This is a genomic window from Paraburkholderia sp. EG287B (assembly GCF_040965595.1).
In the GTDB taxonomy this organism is placed as follows: Bacteria; Pseudomonadota; Gammaproteobacteria; order Burkholderiales; family Burkholderiaceae; genus Paraburkholderia.
Genome location: NZ_JBFRCG010000008.1, coordinates 46,111 through 58,825, shown reverse-complemented (window position 1 = coordinate 58,825; position 12,715 = coordinate 46,111). Strand labels below are relative to the sequence as shown.

Here is a 12,715-nt window from a genome sequence, read left to right as displayed (position 1 = left end):
TGAGGCGCTAACCGCGCCCTGAGCCGCCCCGGGTGCCGCTGGCACCTTTGGCGCTCTCGGGGCCGGCGGCGACGTCGGGCGGCACGCCGAGCAACTGCAGCGTGCCGGCCGTCACACCCGAGAACACCGGCCCCGCGACCGTGCCGCCATAGAACGCCTTGCCCGCCGGATCGTCGATCATGACCGCGACGATCACGCGCGGCGCGCTCATCGGCGCCATGCCGACGAAAAGCGCCCGATAGCGGTTCTTCGCGTAGCCCGCGCCGATTTGCTTGCGCGCGGTGCCGGTCTTGCCGCCCACCCGATAGCCTTCCACATTGGCGGCGCGCCCCGTGCCGCCGTCGCTCGTCGCCATTTCCAGCATCTTGCGCATCGCGGCGGCCGTGGCCGGCGTCGTGACCACGCGCGCCGCCGACGCGGAGGCACCGCCTGCGCCGCCCGGCGCTTCACGCAGCAGGGCGGCCGGATGCAGCGTGCCGTCGCCGGCGTAGGCCGTGTAGATCTGCGCCATCTGCAAAAGCGAAGTGGACAGGCCGTAGCCATAGGCCATCGTCGCCTGCTCGATGGGGCGCCAGCGCGCCCACGGCCGCACGCGGCCAGGCGCCGCGCCCGGGAACGTGACGCCGGGCCGCTGCCCGAGCCCGTACTCCTGATACTTGTCCCAGATCGTTTGCGCGGGCAGGTTCAGCGCGAGCTTGGCGAGCGCGATGTTGCTCGACTTCTGGATGGCCTCCGCCACGGTCATGCGGCCGTGATTCGAGGTGTCGTGAATCGTCGCGGGGCCGATGCGGTACGTGCCCGGCGCGGTGTCGATGAGGGTGTTCGCGTTGACCTTGTGCAGGTCCATCGCCAGCGAAACGACCACAGGCTTGATGGTCGAGCCGGGCTCGAACGTGTCGACCACGGCGCGGTTGCGCAACTGCTTGCCCGTGAGCCGCGCGCGGTCGTTCGGGTCGAACGACGGCCAGTTCGCGAGCGCGAGGATTTCGCCGTTCTGGGCGTCGAGCACGACGACGCTGCCCGCTTCCGCATGATTCTTCGCCACGGCGGCCTTGAGCTGCGTATACGCGAGCTGCTGCACGCGGCGGTCGATGGTGAGCTGGACGGTGTCGCCGTTGCGCGGCTGCACGCGCTCGCTCGGCTCCGAAACGACGCGCCCGAGCCGGTCGCGGATCACCTCGCGCTGGCCCGGCGTGCCGCGCAGGCGCGCGTTCGCGGCAAGCTCCACGCCTTCCTGGCCGGCGTCTTCGACGTCGGTGAAGCCCACCACGTGCGCAGCCGATTCGCCTTCGGGGTAATAGCGCTTCGAGTCGGCGATCAGGGTGATGCCGCCCGCGCCCATCTCGTCGATGTGCGCGGCGGTTTCGGCATCGACCTGGCGCTTGAGCAGCACGAAGGAGCGGTCGCCGGCAACGCGCCGCTCCAGTTCCGCGAGCGGCATGTCGAGCAGGCGCGCGAGCGGCGTGTGCGCGGCGGCGTCGAGGAGCCGCGGATTCACCCAGACCTCGAAGGTCGCGAGGCTCACGGCCAGCAGCGCGCCGTTGCGGTCGACGATGCGCCCGCGCATGGCGTCGAGCTCCAAGGTGCGCTGGTAGCGTTTTTGGCCCTGCTTCACGTAAAAGCCGTGATTGGCGACCTGAATCCAGAACGCGCGCCCGGCCAGCGCCGCAAAGGCCGCGAAGGTGATGAACACGATGAACTTCGAGCGCCACGCGGGCAGGCGCGGCGCAAGCATCGGGTGGCGGGTCGCGGCTGCGTGCGGGTCGCGCGGCGGTTTCCTGGAACGGATCATCGGCAAGGCGGGATGGCGGGGCAGAGTCACATTGTAAACAGGATGTAATTGAATTGAAATGTTGGGTGCGCACGGCCGCGAGGCAATAGGGCGCGCGGTGCACGCCGTCAGGCGGCGCGAGCCGTGCAGGGGAGCGGGGAGAGGCGCAAAGCGAACCGGGCCGCGAATGCGGCCCGGCGGGGAGACATGCAGACCGGCGGTGAGCCGGTATGGCGACAGCGTTACGCGTGCGCGGGCAAGCGGAAGCTCGCGATCGACTCGCGCAGCCCGCTCACCTGATCCTTGAGCGAATGGGCGGCGGCGGCGGCCTGTTCCACGAGCGCCGCGTTCTGCTGCGTCACCTGATCCATCTCGCCCACGGCGCGGTTGACCTGCTCGATGCCGGCGCTCTGCTCGCGCGACGCGTTGCTGATCTCCTCGAGGATCTCGTGCACGCGTCGCACCGACTGCACGATCTCGGTCATCGTCGAGCCCGCGTTGGTCACGAGATGCTGGCCTTCGGTCACGGTGCCGGTCGACTTTTCGATCAGCGCCTTGATCTCCTTGGCGGCGGTGGCGGAGCGCTGCGCGAGGCTGCGCACTTCGGCGGCCACCACCGCGAAGCCGCGGCCCTGTTCGCCCGCACGCGCCGCTTCGACGGCGGCGTTCAGGGCGAGGATGTTGGTCTGGAACGCAATGCCGTCGATTACACCGATGATGTCGCCGATCTGCTGCGAGCTCGTCGTGATGTCGCCCATGGTGCGCACCACGTCGTCGACTACGGCGCTGCCGCGCGTCGCGACGTCGGCGGCCTGGCTTGCGAGCGACGCCGCATGCTGGGCGCTATCCGCGTTCTGGCGCACGTTCGCCGTCATCTGATCCATGCTCGACGCCGTTTGCACGAGTGCCGCCGCCTGTTCCTCGGTGCGTTGCGAGAGATCCGTGTTGCCCGCCGCGATCTCGTTGGCGCCCACGTTGATGTTCTCCGCGCCGCTGCGCACGCGCGAGACGGTCTGCACGAGCGCTGTCTGCATCGTGGCGAGCGCGCGCATCAGGCTGGTCTCGTTCGTGCCCTGCACCTGCAGGCGCAAGGTGAGGTCGCCCTGGGCGATGCGATTGGCCGCGTCCACCGCGCCTTCCAGTTCGCCGCCGATGCTGCTGCGCACGCTGCGCACCACGAGCGCCATCACGGCCGTGGCGGCGCCGCCCAGCAGGAAGGTCACGCCGAGCCAGCGCAGCAGGCTGTCGTAGAACTCGGCGCGCACGTCGTCCATGTACATGCCCGTCACGATCACCCAGTCCCACGGCACGAAGCGGCGGCCGAAGCTCAGCTTGGGAACGGGTTCGCTGTGGCCGGGCTTGGCCCAGAGGTAGTCGAGGAAGCCGCCATTCGGGCCGCTCGCGGCGTTCACGAGCCCGGTGAACACGTGGGTCCCCGCGGGGTCGGTGAAGTCGCTGAGGTTCTTGCCGTCGAGCTCGGGCTTGATCGGGTGCATCAGCATGACCGACTGCGAGTTGTTGATGCTCAGATAGCCGTCGGTGCTGTAGCGGATCGAGCCGATCACGGTGAGCGCCTGCTTCTGGGCGTCGGCTTCGGGCATGACGTTGCGTTGCGAGAGGCCGTAGTAGTAGTTGGCGATGCTCGTCGCTTCGTCGACGAGCGCCGTGAGCTGCGCGCGCCGCTCGCGGATCATCGCTTCGCGGCTTTGCCAGGCGCCAAAGGCGACGATCAACAGCAGGCCGATCCAGAGGATCGCGATCATCGAGCGGAGCTTTTTGTTGAGGGTCATGTTCTGCATGGTCGGTCGGGTAATTCACAGGGCTGGAGCGGTACGACTGGCGATGCGTTGCCGCCAGACTGTGTTTACGGCCCACGCAAACGCGCGCGAGACCCAGGGCGAACCCTGCTTAGGCAGATTTTTCTTCATACAAAACAAAGCCCTTGATCTAGCGCATATGACGCGCTGCTGAAACGCCCGCGAACGCGCCGACAAAAGCCACAAATTTCACAGTAACTCCATGATTTGCCACTGTTTGCAGGGATCGACTGCGGATAGGAATCATTTCCGATATAGTCGCGACTTTGCCCCCGGCCGGCCCGACTTCGAGGCCTGCGATCAAGCCGGGATGAAGGACCTTTCCCAACGATGCGACGCACACGGCGCTGCCCCCGCTGCCGCCCGCATGACGTCCACTGGAGCAACAAGAATGAACGCACGCGAACCCGCCCTGGTCCCCGCCGCTCTTGCCACATCGCGCAGCGCGCGGCTGCGCCAGATGCTGACCAGCAACGAACTCGAATTCCTGATGGAAGCGCACAACGGCCTTTCCGCACGCATTGCGCGCGAGGCGGGCTTCAAGGCGATCTGGGGCTCGGGCCTCTCGATCTCCGCGCAGTTCGGCGTGCGCGACAACAACGAGGCGAGCTGGACCCAGGTGGTCGACAACCTCGAGTTCATGGCCGACGCGAGCGACCTGCCCATCCTGCTCGACGGCGACACCGGCTACGGCAACTTCAACAACGTGCGCCGGCTCGTGCGCAAGCTGGAGCAGCGCGGCATTGCGGGCGTGTGCATCGAAGACAAGGTGTTCCCGAAGACCAACAGTTTCATCGGCGGCGAAGCGCAACCGCTTGCCGACATCGACGAGTTCTGCGGCAAGATCAAGGCCGGCAAGGACTCGCAGACCGACGAGCACTTCTCGATCGTCGCGCGCGTCGAGGCGCTGATCGCGGGCTGGGGCATGGACGAAGCGCTCAAGCGCGCCGAAGCGTATCGCCAGGCCGGCGCGGACGCGATCCTCATCCACAGCAAGCTTTCGAAAGCTGACGAGATCCTCACGTTCGCGCGCGAGTGGGCGGGCCGCGGCCCGCTTGTGATCGTGCCGACCAAGTACTACAGCACGCCGACCGAGGTGTTCCGCGAGGCGGGCATCAGCACGGTGATCTGGGCGAACCACCAGATCCGCGCGGCCGTTTCGGCCATGCAGGCCGTCACCAGGACGATTTACGACACGCAAACGCTCGTCGACGTCGAAGACCGTATTGCTACGGTTAACGAAATTTTCCGTCTGCAGGACGCCGACGAATACTCGGAAGCCGAAGACCGCTATCTTTCCGCTTCGTCGCGCGGCGCAGGCTCGGCAATCGTGCTGGCCGCGAGCCGCGGCTCGGGCCTCGATGCCTACACGGAAGACAAGCCCAAGGTCATGCTGCCGGTGGCGGGCAAGCCGCTCCTGCGCTGGCTCGTCGATGCATTCAAGAAGCAGTCGGTCAACGACATCACCGTGGTGGGCGGCTACAAGGCCGAAGCCATCGATACGGCGGGCATCAAGCTCGTGCGCAACGAGCGTTTCGCGCAGACGAACGAACTCGCTTCGCTCGCGTGCGCGGTCGGCGCGCTCGATAACGACACGGTGATCTCGTACGGCGACCTGGTGTTCCGCAGCTATATCTTGCGCGATCTCGTGGAAAGCGAAGCGGACTTCAGCGTGGTGGTGGATTCGTCGCCCGAGCCGGAGAACAGCAGCACGCGCGACTTCGCATGGTGCTCGGCCGCCGACGAGCGCGATCTGTTCGGCAGCAAGGTGTTGCTCGAGCGTGTGGCGAGCGATCCGGCCGCGAACGGCGCGGCCCCGCACGGCCGCTGGATCGGCCTCGTGAACGTGCGCGGCGCGGGCCGCGCGAAGCTCGCGAAGAAGCTCGCGCAGCTGCAAACGCGCGCCGACTTCGACACGCTCGACATGCCGGCGCTGCTCAATGCGCTGATCGCAGACGGCGAGAAAATCGAAGTGCAATACGTGCACGGCCACTGGCGCGGCGTGAACGACCTCGAAGACTTCCGCCGCGCGGGAGACTTTGCCCACGCACAAACGCCGCTGGGCGCGGAGGGCCAGGCATGATCGAAGCCGCACAGTTCGTCGAAGCGGCGCGCTCGCGCGGCTTCGAGTGGTACGCCGGCGTGCCGTGCTCGTACCTCACGCCGTTCATCAACTACGTGCTGCAGGACGACTCGCTGCACTACGTGAGCGCGGCCAACGAAGGCGACGCGGTCGCGGTCATCGCGGGCGTGGCGCTCGCGGGCAAGCGCGGCATCACGATGATGCAGAACTCGGGCCTCGGCAACGCCGTGAGCCCGCTCACCTCGCTGACGTGGACGTTCCGCCTGCCGCAACTGCTGATCGTGACGTGGCGCGGCCAGCCGGGCGTGCCCGACGAGCCGCAGCACGCGCTGATGGGCCCGGTCACGCCGCAGATGCTGGAAACGATGGAGATTCCGTGGGAGACGTTCCCCACGGAAGCCGACCAGATTGCGGCGGCGCTCGATCGCGCCATCAGGCACATGGACGAAACGGGCCGCCCGTACGCGCTCGTCATGCAGAAGGGCAGCGTCGCGCCGTACGAACTCGAGGGCGGCGGCGCGATGCCGGCAAAGCACGCGCTGCCGGTCGCGCAGGCCAAGTGGACCGGACGGTCGCCTGAGCAACTGCCCACGCGCCAGCAGGCGCTCGAGCGCGTGATCGCCGCGACGCCTGCCGAGTCGACGGTGGTCGTCGCGTCGACGGGTTTCTGCGGCCGCGAACTCTACGCGCTCGACGACCGCTCGAACCAGCTCTACATGGTGGGTTCGATGGGCTGCGTCACGCCGTTCGCGCTCGGCCTCGCGCTCGCGCGGCCCGACCTGAACGTGGTCGCGCTCGACGGCGACGGCGCGGCGCTCATGCGCATGGGCGTGTTTGCCACGCTCGGCGCCTACGGCCCCGCGAACCTCACGCACGTGCTGCTCGACAACGGCGCACACGATTCGACGGGTGGCCAGGCGACCGTGTCGGGGCAGGTGTCGTTCGCCAACGTGGCCGCCGCGTGCGGTTACGCCGACGCCGCGGAAGGCGACGATGTCGCCGTGCTCGACAGCGTGCTCGCCGCCGCGCGCGAACGCGCGAAGGGCGCCTCGGGTGTCGCAGGCACGCGCTTCGTACGCCTGACGATTCGCCGCGGCACACCCGACGGCCTGCCGCGCCCCACGATCACGCCGCCCGATGTCAAGACGCGCCTCATGCGCCACATCGGCGCCGCTGCCGACACGTCCGCCAAATAAGGAACTACCGATGCTGCTGCTCAATCCCGGCCCGGTCACGCTCACCGAACGCGTGCGCCAGAGCCTCCTCCAGGAAGACCTGTGCCATCGCGAAAGCGAGTTCTTCGACGTACAGGAAGAGGCGCGCACGCGTCTCGTGGGCGTCTACGATCTCGACCCCGCGCAATGGCAGGCCGTGCTCATGACGGGCTCCGGCACGGCTGCGGTCGAAAGCATGATCTCGACGCTCGTGCCCGCGAACGGCAAGTTGCTGATCGTCGAGAACGGCGTGTATGGCGAGCGCATCACCGCGATCGCGAAGCAGTACGGCATCGCGCATGAGGTCGTCAGGCACGACTGGATGCAGGCGCCGGACCTCGCGCGCATCACGGCCGCGCTCGACGCCGACAAGGCGGTCACGCACGTCGCGATCATTCATCACGAAACGACCACGGGCCGCCTGAACGATCTGCGCGCACTGGGCGAAGCGTGCCGCGCGCGCGGCGTGCAAATGCTCGTGGACGGCGTGAGCAGCTTCGGCTCCGAAGCGCTCGACTTCGGCGACGCGAGCATCGCGGCGGTGGCGGCGACGGCAAACAAGTGCCTGCACGGGGTGCCCGGCGCGGCCTTCGTGGTGGTGCGCCGCGCCGCGCTCGCGCAAGCGCATAGCCGCACGTACTATCTCGACCTCAAGCGTCTTGCCACGCTGCAGGATCAGCGCAATACGCCGTTCACGCCTTCCGTGCACGCCTATTACGCACTCGTCGAGGCGCTGCGCGAACTCGCCGACGAAGGCGGCTGGCAGGCGCGTCACGCGCGCTACGCGGCGCTTTCCGAGCAGGTGCGTGCAGGGCTCGCCGCGCGCGGCATGGAGAGCGTGCTGCCGAAGGAAGAGTCGTCGGTGGTGCTGCGCGCGTTCCGCTTGCCCGCGGGCGTCGACTATCCCGCGCTGCATGACGCGCTCAAGGCGCGCGGCTTCGTGATCTATGCGGGGCAGGGCGGCTTGTCGGCGGAACTGTTCCGCATTTCGACGATGGGCGACATTCATGCCGCCGACGTCGAACGCTTGCTGGCGGCGTTCGATGAAGTGACGCGCTAAGGGCGTATTTCGAAGAGTGCGAAAGCAATTGGCGGGCGGCTTCGGCCGCCCGTTTGCTTTTGCGGCCGTGTTTCAATAGCCCGTGAGCACCGCGAACGCGAGGGTTGCCGAAGACAGCACGAGCAGCACGAGAAAGAGCGGCAGGATGAAGCGTAGCCACTCGCCAAAGCCCACGCGCGCCGTGGCGAGATACGCGAGCAGCATGCCGGAGGTGGGCGTGACCATGTTCGTGAGGCCGCCGCCCAGCACGAATGCCAGCACCGAGGTCTGGCCGCTCACACCTGAAAGCTGTGCGATAGGCCCGATGATCGGCATGCTCACCGCTGCCTTGCCCGACACCGAAGGAATGAACACGTCGAGCAGCATCTGCACGGCCATGAGTCCGTTGGCGACCCACACGCTCGAGCGGCCGTGCGCGAGGCGCGTGAAGTAGTCGATCAGCGGGTCGAGCACGAAGCTGTTCTGGAGGATCAATTCGACGGATGCCGCAAGCCCGATCAGGAGACCCGCGAGCACCATGCCCTTCATGCCGTCGACGAAGGCCTCGGACGCGCTGCGCGAATCGAGCCGCCCCACGAGCGCCGTCACGATGCTGATCGCCACGTAGAACGCGGAAAGCTCGACGTTCCCCCACCTCAGTTCGCGCGTGCCGAACACGAGTGCGGCGGCCGCGACGGCGAGGATGACGAGCGTCGCCTTGTGGCGGCGCGAGAGCGGCGTGGGCGCATGCAGCGCCTCGACGGCGACCTCACGCCGATAGCCGCTGCGACGCACATAGAGCAGCAGATACGCGACACCGATCGTCAGAAACACCACGAATACGCCGAGCCGCAACGCCAGGCCGCTGAAGAGCGGCACGCCGACGATGGGCTGCGCCACCGCGAGCGACAGCGGATTCGTGACCGACGCGATATAGCCGATCTTCGCGGCAATCGCGACGAGCGCCACCGCGAACAGATTCGAGAGCCCGAGCCGTTTCGCGAGGAGCATCACCATCGGAATGATGACCAGGTACTCCGAAATAAAGCCGAGCAGGGTGCTGCCCAGCCCGATCAGGATCATGAGCAGCGGCGCGAGCACGTAGACGTTGCCGGCGGTGAGCTGGAGCAGGCGGTCGATGCCGGCGTCCACCACGCCCGTGCGTTTCATGACGCCGAACATGCCGCCCACGAACATCACCATGACGATGAGCGGCGCGTTCTTGATAAGCCCGTTCGGGATGGCGACGAACACCGAGACGAGGCTCGCGGGCGCTGCATGGTCCGGCGTGCTCTTCGTCACTGCGGGCGCGACGAGCGTGGCGAGATCGCCGCTTTTCGGCACCACGTGGTAAGTGCCCGGAATCACGAGTTTGTCGTGGCGCTCGAAGCGGCCTGCGTCGACGAACCAGGTCATCGCCAATGCGGCGGCGAGCACCCAGAGCATCATGACGACAGGGTGCAGCATCTTGCCGTGCGGTCGGGTTTCCTGTCTTGCGCCTTCTGCGGGTGGCGTGTCTTCACGCGGGGAGGAGGGCGGAGCGACGATCATGATCAGGAATCCTCCATGCGTGCTCAGGCGGAAAGCGCCGCGGCGCGTGCGCCTGTATAGCCGAGTTCGGCGGAGATCGCATCGGCGCAGGCCTGCAGGCGTTCGAGGTAGTCGGGAATCTCGGCGCGGCCGATGCGCATTTCCGGCCCCGAAATGGCGACGGCGGCCACCGTCGCGCCCGACATATCGCGCACCGGCGCGGAGATCGCCACCGCGCCTGCCGTCACTTCGCCGAGACTCACGGCATAGCCCTTGCGCGCGATCGCATCGAGTTCCTCGACGAGCGCGATCAGGTCCGGCGCCTCGGGCATCTTCTTCATGCGCGCGAGATAGTCGGTGCGTACGGCACCCGGTGCGAACGCGAGCAGCACCTTGCCCGAAGCGCCGTGATTGATCGACCGGCGGTTGCCCACCGCGCCCACGGCGCGCACCTGGTGCGTGGTCTCGCAGCGCGCGACGCAAACCGTCTCGAGGCCCTCGCGCACGCGCAGCACGATCGTCTCGTTGATCGCCTGGTTGAGCGCGAGCATGTGGCGCGAGGCCGAGCGCACGAGCGTGTTCTGCTGCGTGGCCGCCACGCCCAACACGAAGGCTTGCGGACCGAGCGCGTAGGTGGAGGTTTGTGCGTCCTGCACGACATAGCGGTGCAGCTCCAGCGTGCAGAGCATGCGATAGGTGCGCGATTTATTGATGCCCAGCTGCGTGGACAGTTCCGTGACGCCAAGGCCCGGATGCTCGGCCACATAGCTGAGCAGTTTGAGCGCGTTGTCGACGGCATCGACGATATAGGTCATGGCTAAGCTCACTTTGCGTTGAGTCGCGCGCGCACCCAGTCGGCGAGGGCGTCGGCGAAGGCGTCGAGGTCACGCTTGAGCGTGTCGAAACCCGCATGCTTCGAAAACGCGGCCTCATCCATGTAGAGCGCGCGGTTCAGTTCGATCTGAATGCTGTGGCGGTTGCGCGCCCGATCGCTCACGGCGCGCAGCAGGTCGCCGCCCTGGTACGGCTCGTTGATCTGCACGCGATAGCCGGTGGCCGCAAAGTGATCGGCGACCCATTGCGTGAACGCCGGATCCGATGTCGTGCCGCGCCGGTCGCTGATGACGAAATCGGGGCGCGCCTCGCCCGAGTCGACGTTCATTTCGTTGCCGCGCGATTTCATGGAGTGACAGTCCACATGCCACAGCGCGCCGTGCTGCGCGTAGGCCGCCTCGGCCGCCTGCGCGAGCGCCGCGCGATAGGGGCGGTAGTACGCGTCGATGCGGTGCCGGACTTCATCGACGGAAAGCTTGCGATCGTAGAGCGCCACGCCGGGCAGCGCGTAGCGGCGGATCAGGCCCATGCCGCGACGCGTGTACGGCTCGGGCGCGAGCGGCTCGGGCCACGGCTCGGCGAGCAGTTCGGCGTCGATGTCGGTGATGGCGCGGTTCGGGTCGATATAGGCGCGCGGAAAGCGTGCGCCGATCAGCACGCCGCCGCGCGCGGGCACGCCGCCCCACAGTTCGTCGACGAACGCGTCCCACGACGTGAGGATCGCCTCGCGCGGCGCGACGGTGCCGAAGTCGTCGGGCAGCGTGATACCGCTATGCGGGGAGTCGAACACGATCGGCAGCGGCTCGGCCTGTGCCGCAACGGTGAAGCAAGGCGCGTGTTCGTCTGCCTGGGAGGAAAGTGGGCTGGTGTTCGTCATCGCTAGTCAGTTACTTGCCGCATGTTTTAGTGAATAAAACAGCGTTTTAATTTCAAGAGATAGCGTAGCGCGCGGTAAAAATTGGGCCGATTGGGGTTTCCCCTGGAATGGCTCGGTAAGAATAGCGAATTGAACCGGCTGTAAAGGATTACAGCGATTTAGGCGGACGCCGCGACGCCCCACTTCGTGTCGCGGGTTTTTGACAGCTTCTTGACGGGACGGAAAGCCGACCCGAATAATAAATAATACGCTGTTTTAAACAATAAAACAAGCGGATGAGGCAAGCCATCGTCAACGGGGGAGCGCAAGCGGGTAGCCGTTGCTCCGCGCCGCGCAGCGATGCCATTTCATCAGGATTGCAAAAGATAGATCGCACCTCCCGGCGCGCATCTGGAGATCAACACCAACACACGGCACATCGAATGCCAGAAGGAGAAAAACGCATGTTTCAAGCATCCCGGCGCACCCTCGCACTCGTCATCGGCGGTCTCGGTCTCGCGGCCTCGCACGCCAACGCGCAGTCGAGCGTCACGCTGTACGGCATCGCCGACGGCGGCTTCACCTACACGAGCAACCAGGGTGGCAAGTCGAACTTCCAGGCGACGGCCGGCAGCGAGCAGGGCTCGCGCTGGGGCCTGCTCGGCAGCGAGGATCTGGGCGGCGGCAATCGCGCGATCTTCCGCCTCGAGAACGGCTTCAACCTGCAGACCGGCACCGCGAGCGCGAACGGCCGCATCTTCGGCCGCCAGGCGTGGGTGGGGCTCGCGAGCGACCGCTGGGGCTCGCTCACGTTCGGGCGCCAGTACAACGCGGCGCAGGACTCGCTCGAACCGCTGCAAATGGCCGTGGAGACGTCGCAGTACGGTACGCACCCATTCGACACCGACGACCTGAACAACACGTTCCGCACCGACAACTCCGTCAAGTACGTCACGCCAAAATTCCACGGCCTGACGATCAACTCGATGTACGGCTTCAGCAACAACGCGGGCAACTTCGGGACGAACCGTTCATGGAGCGTGGGCGCGAGCTATGCGGGCGGGCCGCTGCAGTTCGGCGCAGCGTATGTGCAGCTCGATCATCCGGCCACGGACACGACCGGTGCGATTCCTTCGGACAACTACTTCACGTTCCTGAAGGGCATTACGCAGCAGCGTATCTGGGGCGCGGGCGGTGTCTACACGTTCGGCAATCTCGGCGTGGGCGCGATGTACACGAACGTCGCGTTCGATCTGACGCCGCAAAGCCAGTACCAGCACTATCAGAACGCGGAAGTCAGCCTGCGCTATGCGATCACGCCGTCCATTCATGCCGCCATCGGCGAGACCTGGACGGGCGTGAATGCGAACGGCCAGAAGGATAGCTGGCATTACTGGCAGACGACCAGCGCTGTGCAGTACTTCCTCTCGAAGCGCACGGACGTCTATCTCGACCTCATCTATCAGCGCGCGACGAATGCCGTGGCGCAGATCGAAGGGACGTCGGGCGCATCGAGCAACAGTAATCAGTTCCTCGCGGTGACGGGCATCCGCCACAAGTTCTGATCGACT

Annotated in this window: 9 protein-coding genes; 4 read left to right on the top strand and 5 right to left on the bottom strand. The window is 66.6% G+C overall.

The genetic code is table 11. The features are described from left to right. Nucleotides 1-7: 7 nt before the first annotated feature. Together AB4Y40_RS15555 and AB4Y40_RS15550 are read right to left on the bottom strand one after the other, a co-directional pair. A complete protein-coding gene (locus AB4Y40_RS15555; RefSeq protein WP_368688470.1) occupies nucleotides 8-1,792 on the bottom strand; it encodes a peptidoglycan D,D-transpeptidase FtsI family protein in 1,785 nt (594 codons plus the stop codon). A 221-nt stretch (nucleotides 1,793-2,013) separates the two neighbouring features. After that, nucleotides 2,014-3,561, bottom strand: a complete 1,548-nt coding sequence (locus AB4Y40_RS15550; RefSeq protein ID WP_368688469.1) for a methyl-accepting chemotaxis protein — start codon at nucleotides 3,559-3,561, stop codon at nucleotides 2,014-2,016. A gap of 418 nt (nucleotides 3,562-3,979) precedes the next feature. On the opposite strand from AB4Y40_RS15550, the gene aepX reads away from it, so the two are divergent. Genes aepX through AB4Y40_RS15535 form a run of 3 tightly spaced genes read left to right on the top strand, consistent with a single transcriptional unit; the run spans nucleotide 3,980 to nucleotide 7,945 of the window. Beyond that, nucleotides 3,980-5,671 carry a phosphoenolpyruvate mutase gene (gene aepX, locus AB4Y40_RS15545; RefSeq protein ID WP_368688468.1) on the top strand — a complete coding sequence of 564 codons (1,692 nt, stop codon included), beginning with the start codon at nucleotides 3,980-3,982 and terminating at the stop codon, nucleotides 5,669-5,671. After that, complete coding sequence (aepY, locus tag AB4Y40_RS15540) at nucleotides 5,668-6,867, top strand: phosphonopyruvate decarboxylase (protein ID WP_368688467.1); 1,200 nt, start codon at nucleotides 5,668-5,670, stop codon at nucleotides 6,865-6,867. Before aepX ends, aepY begins: the two co-directional genes overlap by 4 nt. Nucleotides 6,868-6,877: 10 nt before the next feature. Next, entirely contained in the window at nucleotides 6,878-7,945 is a 1,068-nt protein-coding gene (locus AB4Y40_RS15535) for a 2-aminoethylphosphonate aminotransferase (RefSeq protein ID WP_368688466.1), read from the top strand. 72 nt (nucleotides 7,946-8,017) lie between these two features. Here the strand turns inward: AB4Y40_RS15535 and AB4Y40_RS15530 are convergent, their stop codons facing one another. From AB4Y40_RS15530 to AB4Y40_RS15520, 3 genes are read right to left on the bottom strand one after another with little or no spacing between them, the layout of a single operon-like run. After that, nucleotides 8,018-9,475, bottom strand: coding sequence for a YfcC family protein (locus tag AB4Y40_RS15530; protein ID WP_368688465.1), 1,458 nt, complete (start codon nucleotides 9,473-9,475; stop codon nucleotides 8,018-8,020). 23 nt (nucleotides 9,476-9,498) lie between these two features. Next, nucleotides 9,499-10,269, bottom strand: a complete 771-nt coding sequence (locus AB4Y40_RS15525) for an IclR family transcriptional regulator (RefSeq protein ID WP_368688464.1) — start codon at nucleotides 10,267-10,269, stop codon at nucleotides 9,499-9,501. 8 nt (nucleotides 10,270-10,277) lie between these two features. Further along, nucleotides 10,278-11,165 (bottom strand): N-formylglutamate amidohydrolase, encoded by an 888-nt coding sequence (locus AB4Y40_RS15520; protein ID WP_368688463.1) that lies wholly within the window; start codon nucleotides 11,163-11,165, stop codon nucleotides 10,278-10,280. 443 nt (nucleotides 11,166-11,608) lie between these two features. Here AB4Y40_RS15520 and AB4Y40_RS15515 point away from each other — a divergent pair, with 443 nt between their 5' ends. Continuing rightward, complete coding sequence (locus tag AB4Y40_RS15515) at nucleotides 11,609-12,709, top strand: porin (protein ID WP_368688462.1); 1,101 nt, start codon at nucleotides 11,609-11,611, stop codon at nucleotides 12,707-12,709. Nucleotides 12,710-12,715 lie beyond the last annotated feature (6 nt).

Coding starts and splice junctions, on each gene's coding strand:
- AB4Y40_RS15520 (WP_368688463.1), bottom strand. CDS start 11,165: ATGACGAACACCAGCCCACTTTCCTCCCAGGCAGACGAACACGCGCCT.
- AB4Y40_RS15530 (WP_368688465.1), bottom strand. CDS start 9,475: ATGATCGTCGCTCCGCCCTCCTCCCCGCGTGAAGACACGCCACCCGCA.
- aepY (WP_368688467.1), top strand. CDS start 5,668: ATGATCGAAGCCGCACAGTTCGTCGAAGCGGCGCGCTCGCGCGGCTTC.
- aepX (WP_368688468.1), top strand. CDS start 3,980: ATGAACGCACGCGAACCCGCCCTGGTCCCCGCCGCTCTTGCCACATCG.
- AB4Y40_RS15555 (WP_368688470.1), bottom strand. CDS start 1,792: ATGATCCGTTCCAGGAAACCGCCGCGCGACCCGCACGCAGCCGCGACC.
- AB4Y40_RS15525 (WP_368688464.1), bottom strand. CDS start 10,269: ATGACCTATATCGTCGATGCCGTCGACAACGCGCTCAAACTGCTCAGC.
- AB4Y40_RS15550 (WP_368688469.1), bottom strand. CDS start 3,561: ATGACCCTCAACAAAAAGCTCCGCTCGATGATCGCGATCCTCTGGATC.
- AB4Y40_RS15535 (WP_368688466.1), top strand. CDS start 6,878: ATGCTGCTGCTCAATCCCGGCCCGGTCACGCTCACCGAACGCGTGCGC.
- AB4Y40_RS15515 (WP_368688462.1), top strand. CDS start 11,609: ATGTTTCAAGCATCCCGGCGCACCCTCGCACTCGTCATCGGCGGTCTC.